The organism is Mesorhizobium sp. WSM4817, from assembly GCF_055811135.1.
Genome location: NZ_JBVVQQ010000049.1, coordinates 1 through 24,102, shown reverse-complemented (window position 1 = coordinate 24,102; position 24,102 = coordinate 1). Strand labels below are relative to the sequence as shown.

Here is a 24,102-nt window from a genome sequence, read left to right as displayed (position 1 = left end):
GCCAAACTGTCCCGACATTAGCGAAATCGCTGTCCGGGAATTAGCGGAACCCCTGTCCGGCTTTTGCGAAATGCGCAACCGCGATGCCAAAGGGAGCGCTGAAGGCTGAAAGCATGACTGCGTATCTGCAACTGGTATTCGAGCTTCCTGAAATGACGAGCGGCGTTCGATGCTACCGTGGCGAGTCTAATGCAAAGTGGCAACTGAAGCCGTCTATCATGCGAGGTGTGCGCTCCGAGGCGGAGAACCATATCTTCAGCGAGTTGATGCTTGAAGCGCCGACAGAGTTTAGCAACGACAAGGCGATGTTCGACAAGCTGGTGCGCGCCCAGCACTACGGCTTGCCGACGCGACTGCTAGACGTGTCCCTCAACCCGCTTGTCGGCCTCTACTTCGCCTGCAACGAGGAGCAGCATCACGACAAGGACGGCACGGTGAGGGTCTTCGATTTCATCGACAAGCGCGTGAAGTTCGCCGACAGCGATACGATAAGCCTGATCTGCAATCTCGCGCGCCTTTCGGATAGGGAGCGCAATGAGATATCCAAGGGGCATAGTAAGTTCAACAACGAGGTCGATCTCGGCGGCTTCCGCAAGATGCCGGCAGTGGAGCGATTGCTCCAGTTCGTTCGGGTGGAGAAACCATATTTTCTCAACTTGGTCGAACCTAGCGACCTTTCCGCTACTTCTTCGTCCACCCAGCCAAGAACAACCGCCGCGTCATCGCCCAGTCGGGCGCGTTCATTGCAGCCGGCCTGCTTCGCTACAAATCTCCGGGGAGTTCGACCAGCTACGCTTTGCACACCATTTCAATCCCGGCGGCAAAGAAGGTGTCGATTCTTCGCGAGTTGGACCTCATCAATATCAACTCGCGAACAATGTTCCCGGAGGTCGAATTCGTGTCGAAGTACATTAAGAGCAAATGGACGACGTGAGGCTTCCTTGGAGGCCGTGCTTCGGTTCGCTCCAAGGCTCACGGCCCTAGATCCGGCTAAGGTCACTACGTGTCTTCGTCTCCAATCCTGACCCTTGCCAGGACGTCATCCGCAGCAGGGTTGTGAGCTACCGCCAGCTTCCACTCTTCCGCATGACCCGAAATGATCTGAGCGTAGGCTGATACCACCGATTTCTGCGCATGGTCATGGATATTCACTTTCCCGGCCAGCTGCCGGTAGCCATACTTTTTCGCGGAAGCGATGAACGCCGCGACCGCCTCTTCGGTGGCGTGTGTCGCGCAGAAGTAGGCGATGGTATTCGAAATTTCGGCGTCAGCGATCTTTGTACGCATCCGGTGAAGACCGCAGGGCGTGCGTATCCGGCGGCCATGAGCACCTGAGCACCGCGGTGCTGGGGTCAAGAGCTCGATGGGGAGACGCGATGATATTCTTCGAGGAGGAGTTTGACTTCCTCGATGCCTTCATCGGTGAATGCCAAGATCCCGTCGTCATCATTGGCGCCGTACACCGAGATGACGCCGTCCTCGGGCTCGAGACCGACGGTCCGTTCCTGAATGAGCGCTTCGCTGACGCCGAGGTCCCTGGCGACACGTTCGACGGTGTAGACGTGATGCACCTTATTGCGCTGCATGATCAGGCCGCCGCTGGTTGGGGTCGCAGTTTTGCGGATCTCCAATTCCACGGCAGCAAGTCATCGATGTGATGAGCCGGATAGGCGGGCAGTCGGGCGAGGACGTCGGCGAGCCAAACCTGAGGGTCGATATCATTCATCTTGGCGCTGACGATCAGGCTGTAGAGAATGGCAGCGCGCTGTCCGCCGCGATCGGAACCGCAGAACAGCCAGGACTTTCTGCCGAGAGCGATACCGCGCAGGGCTCGCTCGGCTGCATTGTTCGATAGGCAAATCCGGCCATCGTCGAGGAACCGGATGAAGGATGACCAGCGGCGCAGCATGTAGTTGAAGGCCTTGGTCAGGTCGTGCCCGCGCGAGAGCTTGTCGCGCGTCTCGATCATCCAGCGCTCGAGCTCGGTGACCAGCGGCACGCTCCGCTCCTGGCGCACGGCGTGGCGTTGGGCCGGCGACAGGCCGTTGATCGCGCGCTCGATATCGAACAGGGCATCGATGCGCTTCACGGCTTCAACCGCTAGCGGGTAGACCAGATTGGGCTTGTCGCCGCGCGCCTTCTTGCGCGCCGCCGCTTCGATATCAGCCAGCTCGAACACTTTGCGCCGGCTGTGAGCCCAACAGCTGGCTTCCAAAACAGGCGTCGGCTGACGACCCGTCGCATAGAGCTCGCCATAACCGCCAAAGGCATCGGCCTGCAGAATACCGCTCCAGCCGGCGAGGTGCGCCGCGGGATGTTCCCCTCGACGATCGCGGGAATAATAGAACACCGCCGCCGGCGGATCGGCGCCGCCGAACAGTCGGTCATCGCGCACATACGTCCATAATCGGCCGGTATCGGTCTTGCCCTTGGCCAGGACCGGAACCGTCGTGTCGTCGCCGTGCAGACGTGAAGCGGCCAGCACATGGGCTTCGAGCCGCTTGAACAGCGGCATCAGCGCCGCGGCGCCGGCGCCGACCTGGTCGGCGAGCGTCGACAGGCTGAGCGGCACGCCTTCGCGCATAGCGTTCAGCCTGGCGGTTGAGCGGCTGATGCTGTCCGAACTTCTCGAACGGGATCATCGCCAGCAGGCCGGGACCGGCCCAGCCGCGCGGGGTGGCGTGGAAAGGCGCCGGAGCCTGGCTGATCGCCTCACAGTCGCGGCAGGTGAACTTCTCCCGCACGTGTTGGATCACCTTCCATTGCCGCGGCACCACCTCCAGCGTCTCGGTGATGTCCTCACCCAGCCTGCGCAGCCGATCACCGCCGCAGCAGTAGCAAGCTGTCGGCGCCGGCTCGACCACGCGTGGCAGATGCTCGGGAAATGGCTGGCGCGCCGGTCGTTTGCGCACATAAGGCGCCACCTCGGTGGTGCGAGCTGCGGCCTGTTCGGCGGCGATCTCGTCTTCCGTCGCCGTGCTCTCGAGCTCCTCGAAGGTGAGCTCCATTTGGTCGTGCAGGCGGGCTGAGCGTTCAGAACTCTGACCATGCCGCGCCCGCTGCAGCTTCCGGATCGTCAGATGCTGATGCGCGATCAGCGCCGCATCATCCGATGCCTTGGCCCTAGCGACCGCCAGTTCGGCCTCGACCAGCGCAGCGCGCGCCGCCTCGTCTTCGGCTCTGGCCAGCGCCGCGGTCAGCGCTGCTCTCAGCGCGCCGATATCGTCCGGAACAGCATCCTGGGCGGTGGCAACCATGCCCTGGAGTGAATCATAAAACGCGTCCGCTGACTCGCGGAAAATGCCGCAAACCCAAACAAAAACTCAGCCCGCGCGCTGGGGGCGGAACGTGTGACGCGGGTTGCGCCAATCGATGCCGTCGAGCATGTAGGCGAGCTGCGCCGGTGATATGGAAACCGTACCGTCCGCCGGCGACGGCCATAGGAACCGCCCCTTCTCGAGCCGTTTTGCATACAGCGACATGCCGAGCCCATCATGCCAGATGATCTTGATCAGATTGCCGCTGCGGCCGCGGAAGACATAAAGATCGCCGGCATGCGGGTCCCCGGCCCAACTTCTCCTGAACCTGCAGAGCGAGGCCTTGCATCCCGCGACGCATATCGGTCCGGCCGACCGCCAACCAGATCCGCACCTGGCTCGGGACCGGGATCATGAAACGCCCAGCGCCTTCACCATCGCCGCCGCCAGTGTCGGCGGTGTGCTCAGCGGAGTCCGCAACCGCACCTTGCCGGCGATCTCCAGCTCGATCACCGCTGGGGATGCCGCCGCGAAACGGCGACAGGCTCATCGGGAGCCACGACAACTTCGGCAAAGCCCGTCTCGCGGGCTCTGACCGTGCGGCGCCACTTATAGATCAGGCTGGTCGCGACATCGTACTGACGCGCCACCGCCGCCACTGTGGACCCGGGCGCGAATGCCGCGGCCATGATCCGGCACTGATTCTCTTCACTCCAACGACGACGACGCTCCGGCCCCGTCAATAACGTCACATGGCTCATGCTGTGCTGCTAACTACGCTCGTAAGGACGACCTTAAGAGCGCAGCCTCGCTATCGTAACATGCTCGCGCAAGGCGGCCCTCGCCGGAGGCGTACATTCCATCGGCCGACGTCTGCCTCAACTTCAACTGCGTCATCCTTGACGTGGCAAAGGTGAGAATTGGCAAAGGAACGGCAATTGGCCCTGCCGTGCAGATCTATACAGCCGATCATCAACATGATCCCGAGCAGAGACAGTCTGGGATGCAGTTCGGGCGTCCTGTTCGGATGGGCAGTCGTGCCTGGATCGGTGATGGAGCAATCATTCTGCCGGGCGTCACGATTTGGCGATGATGCGGCCGTCGGCGCTGGCAGCGTGGTCACTCGAGATGTTGCCGCAGGGGCGAAGGTCATGGGAAGTCCGGCTCGGGTAAGATGACTTGGTGAGGACAAAGCAGGCGGTTCGACGCTAAACCTGGGAGCTCCATGTTGCCTGGTGAATGCCGATTGGGCATCGATGCGCATTTCGCAAAAGCCGGACAGTGTTTCGCCAATCTCCGGCGGCGACCGTCCTTGGGTGCCTTTGCGTTCACGGATGGTTGCTTTCGCCGGTTTGAGGCCGGTTTAGGGGCGCGGCCTTTTTGCTCTCCGCATTCTGTCGCCCTGGAGCACCATGCGGTGTGCGGGGTGCGTTATGCACGATCCGTTCGAGAATGGGGTCGGCGACGGTGGGTGCGATGAGGTAATGCCATCTGGCCACCGGACATGGCCGGTGCGGCGATATCGTTTCTCGACGATTTCGAACAGATGCGAGCGCTGTTGGCCGATAGGGGAGTAGGCCATCGAGGACGAGCAGGCGCGCGCGGGTGAGTTTGTCGAAGAGGCGTGGGAAGCGTCCATCGAGATGGGCGAGCGCAATCCTCCAACAGGGCCACGCGCACATAGAGCACGAAACGATCGAGCCCTGCTGCTTGCCGGCCGAAGGCGCCGGCCAGCCACGACTTGCCGGTTCCGGTCTGGCCGGTGATGATCAGGTTCCCATGGCCGTCCGGGATTTAGCGCAATCGCTGTCGGCGCTTTCGCCGGTGCCCTTGGACGGTCGATACTGCTCGCAAGGAGCATCAGGTACGACAGGCGGCTTGTCCGGTCGGATCGGCTTCCTCTTCGGGAATGTCGTCGAATGACGAGTAGTTCAGATTGTAGAGTTTGGAATAGAGCCCGCCCATAGCCATCAGTTTGTCATGGTTGCCGGTCTCAATAACCTGGCCGTTCTGAAGCACGATGATGCGATCGGCACCACGGATTGTGGCGAGACGGTGGGCGATGACAAGCCCGGTGCGGCCTTCCAGGAGTTTTCTGAGAGCTTTCTGGATGAGCATTTCCGTGTAGCTGTCGATGTTGGCGGTGGCCTCGTCAAGAACAAGGATCTTGGCGTCGGCGACGAGAGCGCGGGCGAAACTGACAAGCTGGCGCTGGCCGAGAGAAAGGTTGCCGCCGCGTTCACCGAGTTGGGTTTCATACCTGTCGGAAAGTCTCATGATGAAGTCGTGGGCGCCGACCACCTTGGCGGCCTCGATCACCTTCTCCCGCGTGGCTTCCGTCTTGTGGTAGCGGATATTCTCAAAAACCGTCCCGGTGAACAGAAACGGCTCCTGCAGCACCATAGCGATCTGAGCGCCGAGCGATTCCTGGGTGAGATCGCGCACATCATGTCCGCCAACCAGCACTTGGCCTTGCTGAACATCATAGAAGCGGTGGACGAGGGCCATCGCGCTCGATTTACCAGAGCCGGTCGGCCCGACCAAGGCGACCGTCTCGCCGGGATTGACCCGGAAAGAGACGTTTTTCAGCACCGGCTGTTTGGGATCGTACCCGAACGTGACGCTCCTGAACTCGACCGAGCCGTCCATTTCGGGCGCAAGGATCCTGGCATCCGGTTTGTCCTGGACCTCGATCCTGACGTCGAGCACATCGGTCAGGCGCTTGCCGGAGGCCATTGCGCGCTGCATGACGGAATATTGCAGAGTAAGTGAGCGAATTGGGTCAAAGAAGCGTTGGATATAGAATATGTAGGCAACCAATACGCCCACATCGACGCGGCCATTCATGATCATGGAGCCGCCGACCACAATGACGACAGCCATGGCGAGGCCGGTGAGGCCATCGACGATCGGGACCATGACCTGTGCATATTTGGCAGCGGTCAGGTGGGTCGTGAGGTCGGCATGTGCCTTATCGTCATACAATACGAAGTTGACATACTGGCGGTCCATGGACTGGACGGTTCGGACGCCTTGAATCGCTTCGGCCAATGCGCCGTTGACGGCTGAATTGGTCTCTTGTGCAGCCATGAAGGCCTCGCGGGCACGCGGCAGCCACACGATGCGGATAATCAACAGGGCCGGCAAGACCGAGAGCGTCAGAAAGCCGAGGTTGAAGTTGACCGACAGCATTACGAAGATGATGCCGAAGAGAAGCGCAATGTCGCCTACGGAGTAGATCGAGTTTTCGAGAAATTCGTGGATAGAGTTGACGTCGCCCTGAAGGCGAGACATCAGGCGTCCTACCTCGGTCTTGTCCATGAAGGAGAGCGATACCTTTTGCAGATGGGCAAACATGGCGCGGCGGATGTCGAAGAGGACGTTCTCGGCCATTTTCCCTACCACGGTTTCTTGCGCGTAGGCGGCGCCGAAATTAACCAGAATGGCAAGCGCAAACGCGATGGCGGCCTCAAGCAGGGCGGAGGCATCAGCGCCTGCCGGAGTTATGGCGTGGTCGATCGCGTAGCGGATGATCAGCGGGATGAGAAGCTGCGTGCCAGTGAAAATCAGCAATCCGGCAAGCGAGACGACCGCCATGGCTCGGTAGGGACGAACGAAGGCCCATATGCGGCGAATGATGTTCTTGTCGAAAGCCCGGCCAAAGATCTCCTCCTCGATGCGATGGGACCCGACGACCGCGCGCGGAGGGCCTCTACCGCTATTCGGTTCGATTTCGAGTTCGTTGGCGTGCCGCTTGGCCATCAGGGCGCGCCTCCAAACGTGGTCGCAATGTCATCTCCCGGGCGCAACTGAAGATCATAAAGGGCCTTATAGCGTCCTAGCTTGGCCAAAAGCTCTTGATGGGTGCCGCGTTCCACGATCTCGCCGTTGTCGACAAACAGAATCCGGTCGGCGTGCTTGAGTGAACTCAGCCGGTGGGCGATGATGATCGTCACCCTATCCTTGGCGAAACGCCGTATCGCCGCGCGGATGCGCTGCTCTGTGGCGGCGTCGATCGCGGCCGTTGAGTCGTCGAAAACGACGATTGATGGGCGCAACATCATCGTGCGAGCTATGGTGAGACGCTGACGCTGGCCGCCCGACAGAGAGGCGCCACGTTCGCCGACGACCGTCTTGTAGCCAGCAGGGAGGCCGAGAATGTAATTGTGCAATTGGGCGGATTCGCTAGCGCGCTCGATCGGCTGTTCCTTCGCCCAGGGGTCGCCATAAGCGATGTTGTTCTCAATCGTGGTTGTGAACAGGAATGCATCCTGCTGTACGACCGCGACCGCCTTGCGAAGCGATGCGAGGGTGACCCCGCGGATGTCCTGCCCGTCAAGCATGATGGTGCCACCAGTGACGTCGTAAAAGCGGGGGATCAGGTGAGCAATTGTCGACTTGCCAGAACCCGGCGGACCCACGATCGCGATCGTCTCGCCCCTACGGGCGCAGAAGGTAATATTCTTTAGAATGACGCGGTTTCCGGTGCCGGGATATGCAAACGAGACATTGTCGAAGCGCAGAGTTCCCTCACCGATCTCGAGCGGTCTTGCACCGGAAGCATCCCCGATCGTGATGTCCTGGTCGAGCAGACTGAAGAGGCGCGAACCGCAAGTGTAAGCGCGGGCGAAGCCGTTGACCATCAGTCCGATCTGGCGGACGGGCATTTGCAGGATCGTCATGAACGTCAGGAACGTTGTGAGCGTTCCAACGCTGATCTGGCCGGCGATGAGTTTGTCGCAACCGATCCAGAGGACCAGCCCCATGGCGACAAAGAAGGCCAGGGTCATTGCCGACGTATTGGGCACGTACACGTCAACCTGCTCGTGCGCGAGTTCGAGCGCATTTGTCGAGGCGGTGTCGAACTTCGCCATCTCATAAGCCTGTGCCGAAAACGCCCGGACAACGCGGATGCCCGCGAGATTTTCCTCCATCACGCGGCCCAGGACGGAAAGCCGCTCCTGCAGGTCGAGCCAGATGGCGCGTAGCTTAAGCTGGGTGACCGACGATCGCCAGGCTACGAAAGGCACGAAGCTCAGCGCGATCAAACCGAGCACCGGGTCGGTTGAGATCATCATGCAGGCGCCTATCCCGATCAGCATGGTGAGCAGAAAGAACCTAACCAGGGCGGTGGAAAAATACATCCGCACGCCGTCGAGATCGAGGATGCCGAGGGTGATCAGGTCGCCTGAATGCACCCGGTCGTGAAAGGAAAAGCTCAGGCGCTGGACCTTGTCGTAACAAGCAAGCCGCAGTTCGTACGCGACGTGGTGCCCGACAGCTTCGGCAAAGTAGTTTTGCGCCATCGTAAAGAGGCCGCGTAGCGCACTCGCGCCGAGCAGCAGGAGAGCAGGAGTCCAGAGGGCTTGTTCTGCAGCCGTCACCGTGACGCCACCCCCGATGGCTACCTGGGTCTGGTCGACAGCCCGGCCGAGAAGCTGGGGAATGAGCAACTGCAGGATTACGGCTACCATCGTCGAACCGATAGCTAACGCGACCTGCCACGGGTGCCTCAAATTCATGCGCGTAATGCGCAGTAGCGTGCTCAAGCCCCGGCCCCACCCGGCCGCTTTTACATGCGCGGACGATTTGAGAGAGGTCGTGCCAACAGCATCACTGCCCACCGAGTGCCCCCGACTGAATTTTCCGCCTTCGGAAGCGAGCCGGTCGACTCACATCAAAGACGTCCCTCCAAGTTGATCCTGGCCACCATCGGCTCAACATGCTGATCCGGCGAGTTGCGCCACGGCTTCGCTCGCTGGCATGTCAATCACCGTGATTCCGCTCGCCGCAAGGAAACGGGCTTCGTTTCTGGTGAGCGTTTGCCCGTCCATTATCGCGTAACGAGGGCCTTCTGAGCGCTTCATGATCTGCCTGGCGTAAGTGCGCAGCATCTGATCATTGAAGCGGCAGCCGACGAAGAAAAAACCCCGGTCGACGCGTCGTTCCTTGACCACGTCAGGGATAGGCGTCTGGATATCGATTTCAGTCAGGGCTTCGACATAGTCGGAATCGGCGATGAGGAAATTTGCGGCCGGCCTAATACTGCCATGTGGCGCATAGAGAACCGTCTTCGTCGCTACTCCAGCCTCGAGTTCCCTTCCCGACAAGTCGTAAGTTCTGGTCCAAATGTCGCCAACTTCGTTCGCCCGCGTAACGCCTTGTATCTCGACGACGTCGGTTCGGCCGGCCTCTGCCAGCGCCGCGCGCATGGCGCCTTCGTACCAGCTGTCGATGATGAGGGAGAGCGGGAGTTTTGCGAGCCAGGCGTGGAGGATGCTCGGCGCCGCCGGCCCCGCAAATATATCAGTCATCCAAGCTTGAAGTGTGCGGCGATGCCGGCGCTGTTCAATGAACTGCGCGACCGACCACATATTGGTGCGGATCTTCGAGGGGGCTGGCGCCCGCGTGTTGAGTGCCTCGGCAACGGCTTCGGGGGTACACGGCACAGGCGGCTCAGCAGAGCTGAGCCGGAGGAGACCCGGACCGAGATACGGGATCACCTGATCGGAGACTAACGCTCGTCTGGCCAGCTCAAGCAGCTTTCGGGCAAAACTGTCCCGGACGACGACTAGGTGGCCCGAGGTCGGGATCGTGTTCATGCTCGTTTCCTCTTGACGCCTCTCATTGACGGCGGCATCAGTCCCCGTCGGAAAGCTTCCTTGCCTCGACGGTGATCGGCAGACGCGTATGCGGCGGAAGATCGGGAAGGAGGAGCCGCCAGCCGTTCCTGAGCGTTACGACCCCGCCCCACAGGTCCTGGTTCTCGAACTTGATAATCGGCTCCTCGAGATCCTTTTTGGGGACATACGCCGACAACCCGGCCTCGGTCCTGCGGATCATTACTTTCATGCGGCCGTTCCTTTATTGGCGTTTTCTTCGGCACTGCAGGGAGCGTCGGCTTTGTCGAGGCTCGTCAATTCACGCGCTCGCATGCCGACGACCGTCCCACGGTCGATCCATTCGACCGCGTAGATGAAGAACTGCTGTAGAAACGTGCCAATGTCGCGCACATAACCCTCTTCGCCCTTGCGCACGAGATTTTCGCCGATCTCCCTGCCAGGATAGGTGCCGTCGTTCTTTATGTGACGAGTGGCACGGACCCGCTCTCCCGGCCTAAATTGGGGAGGCCTCCGGATTTCGACCTCCTGTTCGCGTGCGAGCGACATGACGGTTCCTTGTTTCTTTGAGGCTACCGTCGTTGATGAGGCGCTCAGGTCTCCCCCCAGAGGCAGCCACTGTGTCGGTAGCCCAATTGGAGTCAGGCAGGAACGCAGGTCTTCGGTACCGGACATACCGAGGCACATTGCTGCGTATCGAAGGCCCCCTCGCATTCGGTGCACTTGTGCGGTTCGACCACGTAGCTCTCGCCTTTGAACTTGATCGCACCGGAGGGGCATTCGAATTCGCAGGCGCCGCATTGCGTACATTGGGATGCGATAATCTTGAAGGCCATTTTGACTCCTGGTTCGGGTGAATGAGACGGCTCAGGCGATCGCCGCGAGTGCCGGGACGCCGGACTCGGCGGCATAAATCGCGCCGATTGCCGTTTCGATGTAGTCATGGCCGTAAGCGTCGGTTGCTCGGATACCGGCGGCCGCGAGCTGATCCTTGGGGCAATCTCCAATTTTGACGCAAAGCACTACGTCTACGCCTTCAAGCGCAGCGATGACCCCGTCGAGAGTGGCCTTCTCGCCCCAACCCCCGAGGCAATACTGCTCAACCTTGCGGTGCCCGATAAAGTTGATCCCTATCGGCGACGCTTCATACACCTGGAATTCCTTGGCATGGCCGAAGTGTTCGTTGACGCGGCCGCCGCCCTTAGTCGCCACCGCAACGAGGAGGGACTTGCCGGAGCTCGTTGTCTTCACCATTCCGATCGCTTCGCTCCTGGCTGCCAGGCGATCACGGCGCTCGTCCGTGACCAGCTCCCGATAGGCTTCGCGCTTGCCGGCATCGTAGGTGAGCTCGCCGGGAATCTGGTCGAGTGAGAATTCCTGGCCACGATCCTCGCCCAACAGGCCGACGGCATCTGCCCGGCACTGCCGGCAGTGGCGCATCAACTTGGCGCCGCCTTCAAGACGATCCTGAAGAGCCTTCATCTCCATTGCATTTGGGCCGCGCTGCCCGGTCAGTCCGTAGTGCGTTCCGTGCGCAGGGTCCGAAATCAGGGGCATGACGTTGTGCAGGAACGCGCCGCGCTGCTTGACCCACTCATTCACCTCAACCAGGTGCTGGTCGTTCACGCCAGGGATCATCACCGAATTGATTTTAGTGAGGATGCCGCGCGCGCTCAGCATCTCCAAGCCAAGCATTTGCCTCTCGTGCAGAATCCTGGCGGCTTCGGTGCCGACGTAGCGGCGATGGTCGTAAAAGATCCAGGGATAGATCTTTGCGCCGACTTCCGGATCGACCATGTTGATCGTGATCGTCACGTGATCGACATTCATGTCGGCAAGCTCGTCGACGTGGTCCGGCAGCGCGAGCCCGTTCGTAGAGACGCAGAGCTTGACGTCGGGGATTTCCCTGACGACGCGTTCGAACGTTGCCTTCGTCTTCTCCCAGTCGTAGCAGGCGTCGCCCGGTCCGGCGATGCCCAGCACGGAAAGCTGCGGCACTTCGTTGGCGACCGCGATCACCTTGCGTACCGCCTGATCGGGCGTCAGCTTTTCCGAGACAACCCCGGGCCGGCTTTCGTTGGCGCAGTCATATTTGCGATTGCAGTAGTTGCACTGGACATTGCAGGCCGGCGCGACGGCGACGTGCATGCGCGCGAAATAGTGGTGCGCCTCTTCTGAAAAGCACGGGTGATCCTTGATCTTGTCCCAAATGGCCGGATCCACATCGTCCGGCCTTGTCGACGACCCGCAGGAGGAAGATGCGCAGCCACCCGACTTCGCGCTCACCAGCAACTGGTCGGAGAACCTCGCGCCGGTCAGGCTCTCAACTGAAATCACCGGTGCGGCCATTGAAGGGCTCCGTTACAGGTTAACGTCGCGGTTCGAAGCGCAAGAGCAATGCCAACTGAAAAGGTGGCGCTAGTTCACGAATTGGCTTTGCGCGTCGGATATCATGGAGTTGCTCCGACATAGCTTTGTCGGACTCCTAACAGAACTATGTTAGGAGGTGAGGAAGACGACCCCGGCCGGACATCAGTTCAAGATAGAAATCCCGCGTCGACCGCTCGGCCGTGATCGCCCTCGGCACAACTCCCGACCGGTCTTCCGACGAGGATGTCGCTCTCGGCGACGGCGAGCTCGTCCGCGGTGAAGTTGCCACTGCTCACTTGGTCTGCATGGTTCCGATTCAGGAGAGTGGGGTGACTCCTTTCTGCGATCGGCAAGACGTCGGCAAGGGCGGGTGATGAAGGGGTGTGACAGCATCACACACTCGCGCAGCTTTGGCCCGGGCTCCGATACATGGGCGTAGCTGGCGCAGTGTTCTCGTTCTCCACGTCATGAGAACGCTAGAATTTCTTCACCTCGATCCCGTGTCGGCGCAAAGCGTATCCGACCTGTCGTGGCGTGACGCCGAGGACACGGGCGGCCTTGGCCTGAACCCAGCCGACCTTCTCCATCGCGCCGATCAGCCGATCGCGTTCCGTCAGGCGCGGGCCTGTTGCAGGGAGAGCGGGATCGTTTGCAGGGTCGGCAGTATGGGGTCGCACGTTATCCTGCGGGGCGCCGAAGCGCCCGGCCGGCATCGGCAATCCGGCGGGCATTACATTGCTTCGAAAGCGCTGGTTGCCGGTATTGCCGCTGAGCGAATGATCAGCTTTTTTCCAGAGGAGCCAAGATAGGCATTGGTTATTGTTGCAGGCAAAATCTGATGGAGCGATTGTCCTTGAGCGCGCTAGCGTGGCCGTCCTTTGCACGCAGTTCTCCAATTCGCGGACGTTACCAGGGAAGTAGCATTGCGAGATAAACTCGAGCGCCGACGGCGCGAAGGCGAGTTCGAGATGGTTGTCCTTGTTGAATCGTTCGAGGAAGGCGTTCGCAAGGCGAGGAATATCCCCCGGTCGCTCTCTGAGCGGAGGCAGGATGATTGGCACCACATTGATGCGATAATAAAGGTCGGCCCTGAAATCCCCGTTTACGACAGCCGACTCGAGATCCCTGTTGGTGGCGCATATAAGTCGCACGTCCACCTGCAGCGTCTTGGTACCGCCAACACGCTCCAGTTCGCCTTCCTGCAAGACGCGTAACAGCTTGGCTTGGAAGGCAGGCGAAATCTCGCCGATTTCGTCGAGTAGCAGCGTTCCCCCGTTTGCCAATTCAAAACGGCCGGCGCGCTGGGAAATTGCCCCTGTGAAGGCGCCTTTTTCATGTCCGAACAGCTCCGACTCCAGAACGCTTTCCGACAGTGCGGCGCAGTTCAACTTGACGAAAGACTTCCTCCGCCGGCGCGAGAGCCTATGTATGGCTTGCGCGAAAAACTCCTTGCCGGTGCCGCTCTCGCCCCTCAGGAGCACGGTGGAATTCGTCCTTGCTACAATGGAGACGGTTTCGAGCACCTGCTTGAGTGCGGGGCTCTCCCCGATGATCCCATCCATCTTGGCGGGTGCATGCGGGACGGGGTCGGTCCGGTCCTCATCGGACGAATTCTCCGCTGTCCAGCTCTCGACGCGCCGCTCACGATTCCTAGTCAAGCCGCGATGGAGGCGAATAGTGCGGCCTACGAGGTTGGCCACCATCGTCAGGAAGCAGATGTCCTCATCGTAGCGGGACCCGTTTGCGCTGTCTCTTACGATCGACAACGTCCCAAGGATCCTGTCCTCAGCCTTAACCGGGACGCCGATAAAGGCCATTGGGAGGGAACTGACACCAGGACGTGTTTGAAGCTCGGCCTGAAACAACTCGGACGTACTGAGGTCCGCGATGACGAGCCGCGTGCCCGTAGCGACGATTTGATCTATTGCCGCCTTTGGTATGATGGGGTGAGTGCCTGATGGGCCGCTGCCGGCACTCGCGGCGATCTCCGGCTCACCTTCAGAGTCCAGGACAAAGATTGCTCCATGACGCATTTGCACAAACGACGGGAGAGTGTTCGCGACATTGGCCAGCGTAACCTCCAGCCGGGCGGGAGCCGTCAGCGCCTTCGACACCTCGTAGATTCCCCTGAGCCAGTCATCTGCTTCGAACCTCCCATCACTGGTGGGTTTGCGGAAGGTGTCTCGAGGCCCTACTCCGTTGACCCGATCATCCGGCCGTATGTGAGCCATGGAAACACCTCAGCGGTTGTGGTCCAGGGTGCTCCTCCCAAGCGCCTTTTCCTTTTCAATTCTGGGAAGCACAGTGTTCACCCGCTCTTCCCTTTTGCGAGATGGTGCAAGCAAAGCCTGGCGCTCGGTCGTAACCTCAGGAGTACACAGTTGCACACCCATCAAACGGTGCGAACGCCGATTTATCCGAACTTGAAGAGGACACCGAAGCCACCGCGCGGATAGTTCCATTCGATCTCGCCACTGGTCTCGCACAAAATGCGGCAGGTGCCGCACTCCATGCAGCCATCGGCCGTGATTTCAACTTGACCTTTGTCGTTCAACTCATAGCATTTCGCCGGACAGACGCGTGTCAGCGCGAGCAGATTCGCGCTTGGTTGCTTGTGCGGTCGCACCTTTATATGCGGACGGCCGGAGTCCACCAGATAGCGGTTCTGGTAAAGCTTGTCTTCGACACGTAATTCTGTCCCTGGGTTCGTCATGTCGTCAGTCCCTCACCGCCACGCCAAGGCCAGGCGGATCGCGTCGCTGACCAGCCCCAACCGCGAGCGCGCCTTGATGAAGGCTGCCGTGGTCGCCTTTTCCTTTTCGATCTTTGGCGTGCCGTCGACACGCATGAAGTTTTGCGCGGCTTGCGACATCAACCGCGGGTAGGTCGTGAAGAAATTGCAGGCGTTAGTGTGGAGTAAAGCTGGCATGTCTTTGTATTTCCGCAGGTCTTTGACTACGAAGGATTTATCCAGCATCGTCTTGTAAAGGGCGAGGTTCGGTTTGGTCATTGGATCGTTGCGTCTCTTCACCTGGATGATAGCCTCAGCCGCAATGCGACCGGAGGTCATGGCGAGGTTCGAACCCTCGCGGTGAACGGCGTTGTTTAATTGCGCGGCATCGCCGACAACGACCCAACCGTCGCCAAAGAGCTGCGGAATAGCCTTGTAGCCACCTTCGGGAATGAGATGCGCCGCGTATTCTTTCACCTCCGAACCGGCGATCAGCGGCCGGATCGAAGGATGGTTTTTCAGCGCGTCGAGGAGGCCGTATGGGCTCTCCATCTTCGCGGCGAAATCCGAGACGAGGCAGCCGATGCCCAGTGAGACCGATTCCTTGTTGGTGTAGAGGAACCCGAGCCCGGCCATGCCGTGGGATATCGTGCCGACTGCCTCAATCACGCAGCCTTCACTCCCTTTGACCCCGAACCGCTGCTCAATGACCTCTTCGGGCAGGAAATGCATCTCCTTGACTGCGAGCGCCACGGCTTCCGGCTTCAGCATCTTGCGCAGGCCGCCCCGCGTGCCAAGCAGCCCGCAGACACCTTCTGCAAGAACAACTACGTCCGCGTAGATAGCTCCGCCGGCCCGATCCGTGCGGACGCCGATCACCTTGCCCTTGGCGTCACGGACGAGTTCCGTCACCGTCGTTTCGCACAGAACCGTCGCGCCGGCCTCGCGCACCCTGCGCGAAAGCCATTTATCGAACTGGGCACGGATGATCGTATAGCGATTCGGCTTCACCTCGTTGAAGTCGTCCGACCGATAGTGAATCCCGGTGTGGGAGGTCTCGTCCATCACCCATAGCCGCTGTTCAACCAGATGACGTTCGAGAGGTGCATCATCGCGGAAATCCGGAATGATCTTCTCCAACATATTCGCATACATGATGGCACCCTGGACATTCTTGGAGCCCGGATATTCACCTCGCTCCAACTGCAGCACCTTCAAGCCGTCGCTAGCCATAGTGTATGCAGCTGCGTTCCCGGACATGCCGGCCCCGATGACAATGGCGTCGAACTCTTCGTTGATCATTTCCATCTCCCTTAGCTCGCAAGCTTGTCGCGACTGTGCGGTGACAGCCGCCGGGTGAAGGCCTCGGTCAGCGCGGGCAGGAAACGGACCGCATCGGTGACGATCCCGAGGTGAGCGAAATCGAAAATCGGCGCGTTCGGGTCGGTGTTGATGGCCACGATGAGATCGGCTCCCTCAACTCCAACGCGGTGCTGGATGGCGCCGGAAATACCGGCCGCTATGTAAAGCTTCGGCCGAATTGTCTTGCCTGTTTGGCCGATCTGCCGATCGGCCGACATCCAGCCCTTTTGGACCAGCGGCCGCGAACAGCCGAATTCGGCGCCTATCACTCGCGCGAGACTCTTCACAAGCTGCAGGTTCTCCGCTCCGCCGAGACCGAGCCCTCCCGCAACCACCACATCCGCATAGGCGAGATTGGCGTTACCCGACTGGCTGTCCGGAAGGAATCCTAGCACCTTGGTGACGATTTCATCCTCGGCTAGCGACAGCTTGTGCGGGATGACACGCCCGATCGCTCTGTCGGCCCGCTGGGGCATGGGCATGACCCTCGGTCGCACCGTCGCCATCTGCGGCCTGTAATTGAGCGTGTAGATCGTGCATAGCAACGAACCGCCAAAAGTCGGGCGAGTCGCGGCGAGCGAACCGTCAGCATCCACGTCCAGTTCGGTGCAGTCGGCCGTTAGCCCTGTCAGCAAGGTTGTTGCGACGGAACCGGCGAGATCCCTGCCGAGCGTGGTTGCACCGAGAAGCAGGATCTCGGGTTTGTAAGTAGCAACCAGATCGGTCATCGCCTTGGTGAAAGGCTCATTACGATAGTCGGCGAGCACCGGCGCCTCGACGAAGTAGACGAGGTCGGCGCCATAGGCGAAGGCCTCGGCGACTGCGTTCTGGGTGGCTTCTCCCGGGGGTCCGAGCACAGCACCCGCGAGCTGGACGCCAAGTTTGTCCGCCAGCTTGCGGCCCTCGCCAAGCAGCTCGAAGGATACGGGGTGGACCTGGCCGCGTTCGAGCTCGATGAAAACCCAGACGTGCCTATAGTCCCTGAAACGCTCAGGAAGCTCCTTCTTCATCCCGGCACGGCCGGGGGGCTGGCGAGGGGTGTCTGAGTTCGTGCTCGACATATGGTCTGCTCCTTGCCGTCACGCGGCCTCGAAGGCGAGTTCCGGTTCCAGCGCCGGCTGTCGGGTGAAGATTGCACCAATCAGTTCGTCTGCGGCATCGCGCAGCGTCTTTTCGGCGGTCTCAATTTGCGCCGCCTTTTCCGAACGGGCGCTAGGGGCGAAAACGCGTTTGACGACCGTCGGCGAGCCACGCAAGCCGCATTTGGTGAGATCTTCAATGCCGGCCTCGGCCGCACTCCATTTCACAATCTGGCTGCGCGCGGCGCAAAGCGCGTCTTCGATCGAGCCCCGGCGCATCTCGTTTGTGCCTTCCAACATGGTGATGAGGCAAGGCAGCCTGCTCTTCAGCTTCTGGGTGCCGCCCTCGCAACGGCGCTCGACCGTGATCTCGCCTGCAGCAAGATCAATGGAGGCGATTTTCGCGACATAGGTGAGTTGAAGGAGATCGAGACGCTTGGCGATGCCGGGCCCGACTTGGGCGGTGTCGCCGTCGATCGTCTGTTTGCCTGTGAAGACCACGTCCGGCGTGCCGAACGTCTCGCCGATTTTCGCGATTGCCTGGGAAAGAGCAAAGGAGGTCGCCAGTGTGTCGGAACCGGCAAAATAGCGGTCGGTCAAAAGCACTGCGCGATCGGCGCCGTAGCCGAGCGCCTTGCGCAGGGAGTCCTCTGCCATGGGTGGACCCATAGTGAGCGCTGTGACCTCCCCACCATAAGCGTCGCGTAGCCTGAGTGCTTCTTCGAGGGCGAACAAGTCGTAAGGGTTGATGATGGTCGGCACACCCTGGCGCATAATGGTGTTCGTCACCGGATGGACCCGTATCTGTGCCGAGTCCGGCACCTGCTTGATGCTGACGACGATATGCATTGGCGTTCTCTACGCTGTTATCCCGATGCGGCCTGGCGGTGCGAGTTCTTGTTTGCATCATTCGTGCCAAGTGATTTGCGAACGTCTGTTCCTTGTAAATTGCATTGACCTTTTCTGAGGCTCCCCGGGTTCGGTGCCCGAATTGTCGGCTTGTCGACATTGTCGCGTCGCAACTATGTAGCGCTTATTGGCCGAACCGCTTCAGGACGGAGTCGAACGGAACGAATGTGCGGCCTGGCGTGTGAGGTTTGTTCGGATTGTGATCTTTGAGCACCTTGAAAACCCGGTGCGTGAGCGGCGAGGAAAGCGCGAACTCCTCGTAGGCGCGTTCCAGCATGGCGCGCATGCGCGCGGCGATCACCTGGTCGGGCAGACCGGAGAAATCTTCCTCGGCAAGGTATTGGCCCACACGCTTGAGGATATGCAGCCGTGAGACATTGAGCACCTTCGGATCATACGAGACGCCAAGGACAGCGAAGAACTCCTCCGCGGACGACAGGCCTTTCAGTCGCGTGAGGATGTTGGTGACGTCGATGGAACTGCTGTCAGCGGAACAACTCATTGCGTTCTCCCTTTGTCGGAAACGGTGGTTTCTGGTGCGTTGGTCGCACATTCGACATGCAGCCCCGAAAGCCGCGGGCTGATGAACGAATGCGCTGAGCCAGCGCGGCAATCGGCCTCGTCGTCACAACTGCCTCCGGTGTCGAGGCCGGACGTCGCGCGCGGTACAACTGGTCGATCTCCATGGAGGTAGCCGGCCCCGCTTGGAAGCGAGCGAGGTGGGCTGACGCAAGGGCCCGCAGGGCCCGAGCACGATGGGCTTGACTGTCTCCGGATTGGCCCTCGACCTGGCGCTCGGCCCCGCCCGAGGTCTCCCGGCCGCCAAGGGGGGCAATGCGCGGTGAGGCCGACTTCGGTATCTGCCTCCTGATGGACAGCCATCGCGGCGGCCACCTCTTCGCGTGCGGCATTGCCCGCGCGCTCGCCGACTCCAAGGACGACCGAGGCATGGCGCGCGCCGGCGCGGAACGCGGCCACCGTGTTGGCGGTAGCGAGGCCGAGATCATTATGCGCATGGAATTCGAGGTCGACGGGAGACTTCGCGGCAGGCGGGGTGACAAGCTCGAAGGTCGAAAGGGGATCGAGGGCGCTGACACTATCGACCAGGCTGACGCGGCTTGCGCCGGCGCGCGCCGCCGTCTTAAGAAGGCGGGAGAGATAGTCCTGGGCTGGTATGCGTGCATCCTCAGAGCCCAGGGCGAGGAAAAAGCCGCTGGCGGCCGCGCGCCCGACCATATGCTCGATGAGCTTTAGCGGTCGTTCCCGGACTAGCCCGAGCTTGGTGGCAAGCTGGATATCCGATGCAGGCAACGACAGATTGAGGGCGCGGACGCCGCTCTCGACCGATGCATGGAGATCCCGTGAGGTCATCCGGCGCCATGCCGTGAGCCGCACCGGGACACTCCGTGCGACCACGTCGCAATTGCGTCGATCTCGATCGCAAGCTTTCCGACACCGTCAAGGCAACGCCGGGTGCCTGCTCGCCCTCGTGCAGGGTAATATCCTTGAGAAAGACCCGACTGCTCATGAATGGACGCCGGTTCATCTGCCGCTGAGACCCGGTACGCATTGAAGGCCTTCGGCGCTCCGTATATTCGACCCGGAACTGTGGGCGTCGCGCAGCTTCTCCACAATTGAAGGCAAGACCTCTAGCACCCGGTCCACCTCTTCTTGTCCGTTGTCACGCGCGAAAGAGAAGCGGACCGCGCCATGTGGCATTTTCATCGCCCTCAGGACGTGACTTGGCTCCGCACAGCCCGATGTGCAGGCGGACCCGGAGGAACAGACGATACCCTCGCGGTTGAGGAGATGCAGGATTCCACGGCCTTCAATACCTTCGAAGGCAATGTTTGCGGTGTTCGGCAAGCGCTCCAGGGGATCGCCGTTGACGAAGCTGTTTGGGACACGCTGGACAAGCCCGTTCTCCAGCCGGTCGCGGAGCCACTTTATCCGCGTGGTCTCGGCATCCATGAATTTCAAGGCGAGTTCGGCGGCCATGCCGAGCCCGACTATGCCGGGCGTGTTTTCGGTGCCCGCGCGCCGGTCGCTCTCTTGGTGACCCCCCTTGATCAGGGACTGGAACGGCACGCCGCGCTTGACGAAAAGTGCGCCGGCCCCTTTTGGTCCATGAAATTTATGGCTGGAGAGCGACAGCATGTCGATGGCGGTTGATTTCAGGTCCATCGGGAGCTTGCCGACTGCCTGCACGGCATCAGTGTGGAAAAGGGCGCCGACTTCCTTGGCCAATTCGGCGAGCTTGGCGACGGGGAAGATCGTACCAGTCTCGTTATTGGCCCACATGATCGAGACGATTGCCACGTTCGGGTTGAGGACGGCCCGGTAAGCGTCGACGTTCAGCCGGCCATGGCGGTCCACCGGGATCCTGTGCACCTTAGCGCGGCGCGTCCCCTCAAGATGAGCGCAGAGGGTCAGCACAGCCGGATGTTCGACAGCGGAAGTCACGATCTCTGTTCGGTCAGGCATCACCTCGAGCGCCGAAAGAATGGCCGCATTGTCGCTTTCCGTTCCACCCGAGGTGAAGGTGATCTCATCGTCGAACTCCGCGCCGATCAGCGCCTGCAACTGACGCCGCGCGTTGCTCAACGCGGCGCCGGCAAGGGCGCCAAAACCGTGCGCCGACGAAGGGTTGCCGAATTGATCCGTAAGCAACGGCAACATCGCTTCAACGACCGCGGGATCGACCCGTGTCGTTGCGTTGTTGTCGAGATAGACAACTTTCATGGGCTATGGTCCTCAATAGATCGAATGACGTGAGGCGCAACCCGGTCGCATCGAGCCTTGCGCATGCCGTTGCTGGCGGAGACGATCCAGAAGCGGTGCAGGTGCCCCCAGATTGGCGCAGGTTGGGCCGCCATCGCACCGACAAGCCCACCTCAGCCGCCCTCCTTCTTCGGCAATCAACTACAGGACTTGCCGCAGGAGCACTTTCCGCTCGCATTCGGATTGTCGAAGACAAAGCCGGAGGTTTCGAGACCCATGACGAAGTCGACGGCCATGCCGGCTACATGCGGCTGGGTGCCGGCGTCTACGAACACCTTGATCCCATCCGTCTCGATGATCGCGTCGCCCTCGCGCGGGACGCTCTCCAGGCCCATCGAGTATTTGAAGCCGGAGCAGCCGCCGGCCTCGACCATGATGCGAAAGCCTTCTGCCGGCTCACTAGCCTTGGAAAGAGCGGTTTTAACGGCGGCAACGGCCTTGTCGGTGAGCGTAATCATCGCTCGTTTCTCCTCAGTGCGTGACGGTTTGGGCATCACCGTGCATGGACCGTGCCAATGGGAAAAACCGTTTCCGGACAGTGCGACATCGCCAACGCGGCGACAATTCTGGTTCGGCTGTTACCGCGAAGGCGTCGGACAATCGACAGGTATTGTCGGATTTGTCGAGACCGCCACAGGGGGATGAGCTCAAGTTCCCTGTGAACTGGCATGTAAGTCGGTTTCCGAGCGCTTCGAGCAGTTGGCACGACTTTTGAGCTCTTTTTTGGGCGAGGGCGAAGACGACAGTATGCGCAACCAGGGGTCAAGACATGCACCAGCGCGAGAAACCTTCGCCGGAGAGAATCCGGCGGGCACGCGAAGACAGCCCTACAATCCGCGACCGCGATCTCTCCGCCCAATTGGGCATTTCGGAAGCGGAGCTTTTCGCGGCACATTGCGGTTTTGGCACGGTGCGCATCGAGCCCCGCGTTAATGATGTGCTAACCGGTCTCGAGGCGGTCGGCGAGGTGATGGCGCTGACCCGCAATGCCAGTGCCGTGCATGAGAAGATAGGCATCTACGATAAGGTGTTCACCGGCAAGCATCACGCCATGGTGCTCGGCAAGGACATTGATTTGCGCATCTTCCCGAACGTGTGGGCGTACGGCTTTGCGGTCGAGACACGCGATGGCGGGGAGATCCACCGCAGCCTGCAATTCTTCGACGCCGCAGGCGAGGCAGTGCACAAGGTGCATCTGAGGTCGTCCTCCAACCTCTATGCCTATCAAAAACTGACAGACGAGCTCCAATCCTCGAACCAGGAGCCGATCGTGTCGGTTAAGGGGAGGTCAGCCGAAAACGTCGCAAAGATTGCGGACCAAGCCGCTACAGTCGATGACCTGCGGGAGCACTGGAGCCGGCTGACCGACGTGCACCAGTTCTTCGGCATGCTGAAGGCCCTGAACCTCAGCCGCCGCCAGGCGGTGCGCATGGTCGGCCAGGATTACGCCTGGCTGCTCGACAATGCTGCCGTTGGCGCCATGTTCCATCGTGCGGCCGAGGACGAGATGCCGATCATGTGCTTCGTCGGCAATCGTGGCTGCATCCAGATTCATTCCGGCCCTATCAAGTCGATCAAGCAGATCGGGCCTTGCATCAATGTGCTCGACGAGACTTTCCACCTGCATCTCAGGGCCCACCACATCCGTGAGGTTTGGGCCGTGCGCAAGCCGACCAGGGACGGTCACGTCACGTCACTCGAAGCCTATGGCGCCAACGGCAAGATGATCGTCCAGTTCTTCGGGACGCGCAAGGAAGGCGAACCCGAGCGCCACGACTGGCGGCTACTGGCCGAGAACCTGCCGCGCATTCCCCGTTCAACCGCCGCTTGAGGTGAGGCCGATACATATCGATTCCCGTTTCGCTCGGCATGCGCCGCTACCCTGGATTTTGCTGACCACCGCTTTGCCGGCCGAGGCCAACGAGGGCACAGCTGCCTTTTGCGGCCCGCCGAGGATCACCTCGATCGGAGGCGCCATTCCCGAGGGCCATCGCGCTTGGCGAGGATCGCCATCATTGCTCCCGTTGCGATAAGCCACAACCGGAACTCCGCGGTAAAGCTGCTCAATGCAGGCAAATGCGTCAGCTGCCCAGACGGGTGTGTTGTCGGTCAATTGTCCAACATCCCAGATGTACGGCAGCGGGCGGGAGGAATTGCTCGAAGTGAAGTCGATTGGTCCCTCCGTCAAGTTTCCAGAGGACGGCCTCCACAAAGGCATCTCGAATGATCCTTCGCCGGCAAGAGCCCTCGGCGTCTCATGCCAAGCTCGAAAAGCTAGCGTCCGAGACGGATGCAAAGCTGAACACGGCAGCTCGCATCATCAAAGAACGCTTAGCGCATCCTGTTCGCGCTATCGGCGAAGCGCGGCTAAGATTCTTGCCAAGAGCACCAACACAGCAGGCAAAGGCCGGGTTGCCGATGCGGCCAGTGCCGTCGAGGATTTCTCCGGCTACCAGCAGATGCCCGACAAGGCGATCGCCATCGCCAGGCCGATGTGATCCTGACGCAGAAGTATGTGGGGCTGCCGATCTCGGCAGTGAGCTATTTGCGGGCGCCCTGATGGCCTCGGCGCCGGCGGACGTGGACCTTGTTCTTGCCATAGGCGCGGCCCGATCTCCGGCTCGCGCAGCCGCTCGACGGCAATCCAATCCATCTCGCGCAAGAGATCGGGATCCGGAGCGTTCTTCCACGAGCGCGTCGGTTCACGGCCGTCGGCCATCATCGTCCTTCCAATTAGTTGGGTCAGCAACCCGACCTTACCGACGAAGTATCGATGACGACCGCAAAGCCGCTCGCTCGCTTGTATGGGCTAATCTTTGTCAAGGTGATCTTTCAGTCGTTCCGTCTCCTTGTTCAGCTCTGGCGCCCCATTTGTTCCTGCTTTGGCTCCGGGGTTCATTGGGGGCGCCGCGCGAAAGTGACGGTCAAGGGTGGGCCTTTGGCCATCGCGAAGCGACTTGCCCTTGATGGTCACGAGCACGGCGGCAGCGTTA

The 24,102-nt window shown here is 60.6% G+C and carries 25 protein-coding genes and 2 pseudogenes; 4 read left to right on the top strand and 23 right to left on the bottom strand.

The annotated features are described in order from the left end of the window. Positions 1-113: 113 nt before the first annotated feature. A complete protein-coding gene (locus tag AC0L2K_RS33300) occupies positions 114-1,025 on the top strand; it encodes an FRG domain-containing protein (RefSeq protein ID WP_473533446.1) in 912 nt (303 codons plus the stop codon). Here the strand turns inward: AC0L2K_RS33300 and AC0L2K_RS33295 are convergent. The 6 genes and pseudogenes from AC0L2K_RS33295 to AC0L2K_RS33270 form a co-directional block, all read right to left on the bottom strand. Then, the gene (locus AC0L2K_RS33295; RefSeq protein WP_473533445.1) at positions 1,000-1,287 is read right to left on the bottom strand and encodes a hypothetical protein; all 288 of its coding nucleotides are present in this window, start codon (positions 1,285-1,287) and stop codon (positions 1,000-1,002) included. The genes AC0L2K_RS33300 and AC0L2K_RS33295 overlap by 26 nt on opposite strands. Positions 1,288-1,352: 65 nt before the next feature. Continuing rightward, positions 1,353-1,586 (bottom strand): hypothetical protein, encoded by a 234-nt coding sequence (locus AC0L2K_RS33290; protein WP_473533448.1) that lies wholly within the window; start codon positions 1,584-1,586, stop codon positions 1,353-1,355. 2 nt (positions 1,587-1,588) lie between these two features. Further along, a protein-coding gene (tnpC, locus tag AC0L2K_RS33285; RefSeq protein WP_473533444.1) for an IS66 family transposase occupies positions 1,589-3,257 on the bottom strand; the annotation gives its coding sequence in 2 pieces (ribosomal slippage) (positions 1,589-2,582 and positions 2,581-3,257; 1,671 coding nt in all). A 66-nt stretch (positions 3,258-3,323) separates the two neighbouring features. Further along, complete coding sequence (gene tnpB / locus AC0L2K_RS33280; RefSeq protein WP_473533447.1) at positions 3,324-3,620, bottom strand: IS66 family insertion sequence element accessory protein TnpB; 297 nt, start codon at positions 3,618-3,620, stop codon at positions 3,324-3,326. After that, positions 3,610-3,672, bottom strand: a pseudogene (locus AC0L2K_RS33275) (IS66 family insertion sequence element accessory protein TnpB); the annotation flags it as partial. The gene tnpB and the pseudogene AC0L2K_RS33275, both read right to left, overlap by 11 nt. Before the next feature lie 94 nt (positions 3,673-3,766). Further along, positions 3,767-4,018 (bottom strand): transposase, encoded by a 252-nt coding sequence (locus tag AC0L2K_RS33270; protein ID WP_473533443.1) that lies wholly within the window; start codon positions 4,016-4,018, stop codon positions 3,767-3,769. Positions 4,019-4,128: 110 nt separating this feature from the next. Here AC0L2K_RS33270 and AC0L2K_RS33265 point away from each other — a divergent pair. After that, positions 4,129-4,435: pseudogene (locus AC0L2K_RS33265) on the top strand (DapH/DapD/GlmU-related protein); the annotation flags it as partial. Between the two features lie 682 nt (positions 4,436-5,117). On the opposite strand, the gene AC0L2K_RS33260 reads toward AC0L2K_RS33265, so the two are convergent. From AC0L2K_RS33260 to AC0L2K_RS33185, 16 genes are all read right to left on the bottom strand, one after another. Further along, entirely contained in the window at positions 5,118-7,019 is a 1,902-nt protein-coding gene (locus AC0L2K_RS33260; protein WP_473533442.1) for an ABC transporter ATP-binding protein, read from the bottom strand. Continuing rightward, on the bottom strand, positions 7,019-8,881 hold the full coding sequence (locus AC0L2K_RS33255; RefSeq protein ID WP_473533441.1) for an ABC transporter ATP-binding protein: 1,863 nt from the start codon (positions 8,879-8,881) through the stop codon (positions 7,019-7,021). The genes AC0L2K_RS33260 and AC0L2K_RS33255 overlap by 1 nt, the downstream gene beginning before the upstream one ends. A 93-nt stretch (positions 8,882-8,974) precedes the next feature. Then, positions 8,975-9,859 carry an SIR2 family NAD-dependent protein deacylase gene (locus AC0L2K_RS33250; RefSeq protein WP_473533440.1) on the bottom strand — a complete coding sequence of 295 codons (885 nt, stop codon included), beginning with the start codon at positions 9,857-9,859 and terminating at the stop codon, positions 8,975-8,977. Between the two features lie 37 nt (positions 9,860-9,896). After that, entirely contained in the window at positions 9,897-10,109 is a 213-nt protein-coding gene (gene nifT / locus AC0L2K_RS33245; protein WP_040594248.1) for a putative nitrogen fixation protein NifT, read from the bottom strand. After that, complete coding sequence (locus AC0L2K_RS33240) at positions 10,106-10,426, bottom strand: nitrogen fixation protein NifZ (protein WP_473533439.1); 321 nt, start codon at positions 10,424-10,426, stop codon at positions 10,106-10,108. Before AC0L2K_RS33240 ends, nifT begins: the two co-directional genes overlap by 4 nt. A gap of 92 nt (positions 10,427-10,518) precedes the next feature. Then, complete coding sequence (locus AC0L2K_RS33235) at positions 10,519-10,713, bottom strand: 4Fe-4S dicluster domain-containing protein (RefSeq protein WP_473488616.1); 195 nt, start codon at positions 10,711-10,713, stop codon at positions 10,519-10,521. A gap of 31 nt (positions 10,714-10,744) precedes the next feature. Continuing rightward, the gene (gene nifB / locus AC0L2K_RS33230) at positions 10,745-12,226 is read right to left on the bottom strand and encodes a nitrogenase cofactor biosynthesis protein NifB (protein ID WP_473533438.1); all 1,482 of its coding nucleotides are present in this window, start codon (positions 12,224-12,226) and stop codon (positions 10,745-10,747) included. Between the two features lie 497 nt (positions 12,227-12,723). Next, entirely contained in the window at positions 12,724-14,478 is a 1,755-nt protein-coding gene (gene nifA / locus AC0L2K_RS33225) for a nif-specific transcriptional activator NifA (RefSeq protein ID WP_473533437.1), read from the bottom strand. Between the two features lie 182 nt (positions 14,479-14,660). Then, positions 14,661-14,960: a ferredoxin family protein gene (locus AC0L2K_RS33220; protein WP_473488619.1), complete on the bottom strand. Its 300-nt coding sequence runs from the start codon at positions 14,958-14,960 to the stop codon at positions 14,661-14,663. Between the two features lie 12 nt (positions 14,961-14,972). Beyond that, the gene (locus AC0L2K_RS33215; protein ID WP_473533436.1) at positions 14,973-16,280 is read right to left on the bottom strand and encodes an FAD-dependent oxidoreductase; all 1,308 of its coding nucleotides are present in this window, start codon (positions 16,278-16,280) and stop codon (positions 14,973-14,975) included. An 11-nt stretch (positions 16,281-16,291) separates the two neighbouring features. Next, a complete protein-coding gene (locus AC0L2K_RS33210) occupies positions 16,292-17,401 on the bottom strand; it encodes an electron transfer flavoprotein subunit alpha/FixB family protein (protein ID WP_473511914.1) in 1,110 nt (369 codons plus the stop codon). An 18-nt stretch (positions 17,402-17,419) separates the two neighbouring features. Beyond that, complete coding sequence (locus AC0L2K_RS33205; RefSeq protein WP_473533435.1) at positions 17,420-18,268, bottom strand: electron transfer flavoprotein subunit beta/FixA family protein; 849 nt, start codon at positions 18,266-18,268, stop codon at positions 17,420-17,422. Between the two features lie 184 nt (positions 18,269-18,452). After that, positions 18,453-18,830, bottom strand: a complete 378-nt coding sequence (gene nifW, locus AC0L2K_RS33200; protein WP_473511910.1) for a nitrogenase stabilizing/protective protein NifW — start codon at positions 18,828-18,830, stop codon at positions 18,453-18,455. Beyond that, positions 18,827-19,723 (bottom strand): beta/alpha barrel domain-containing protein, encoded by an 897-nt coding sequence (locus tag AC0L2K_RS33195; RefSeq protein WP_473533434.1) that lies wholly within the window; start codon positions 19,721-19,723, stop codon positions 18,827-18,829. The genes nifW and AC0L2K_RS33195 overlap by 4 nt, the downstream gene beginning before the upstream one ends. 147 nt (positions 19,724-19,870) lie before the next feature. Beyond that, on the bottom strand, positions 19,871-21,070 hold the full coding sequence (gene nifS, locus AC0L2K_RS33190; protein WP_473533433.1) for a cysteine desulfurase NifS: 1,200 nt from the start codon (positions 21,068-21,070) through the stop codon (positions 19,871-19,873). A 176-nt stretch (positions 21,071-21,246) separates the two neighbouring features. Next, a complete protein-coding gene (locus AC0L2K_RS33185; protein WP_473488626.1) occupies positions 21,247-21,567 on the bottom strand; it encodes a HesB/IscA family protein in 321 nt (106 codons plus the stop codon). Between the two features lie 311 nt (positions 21,568-21,878). Between AC0L2K_RS33185 and AC0L2K_RS33180 the strand changes: the two genes are divergently transcribed. After that, on the top strand, positions 21,879-22,940 hold the full coding sequence (locus tag AC0L2K_RS33180; protein ID WP_473533432.1) for a hemin-degrading factor: 1,062 nt from the start codon (positions 21,879-21,881) through the stop codon (positions 22,938-22,940). A 235-nt stretch (positions 22,941-23,175) separates the two neighbouring features. Further along, positions 23,176-23,607 (top strand): hypothetical protein, encoded by a 432-nt coding sequence (locus AC0L2K_RS33175; RefSeq protein WP_473533431.1) that lies wholly within the window; start codon positions 23,176-23,178, stop codon positions 23,605-23,607. A gap of 311 nt (positions 23,608-23,918) precedes the next feature. Here the strand turns inward: AC0L2K_RS33175 and AC0L2K_RS33170 are convergent. After that, the coding region (locus AC0L2K_RS33170) for a hypothetical protein (RefSeq protein ID WP_473533430.1) at positions 23,919-24,102 on the bottom strand (184 nt) is incomplete at its 5' end.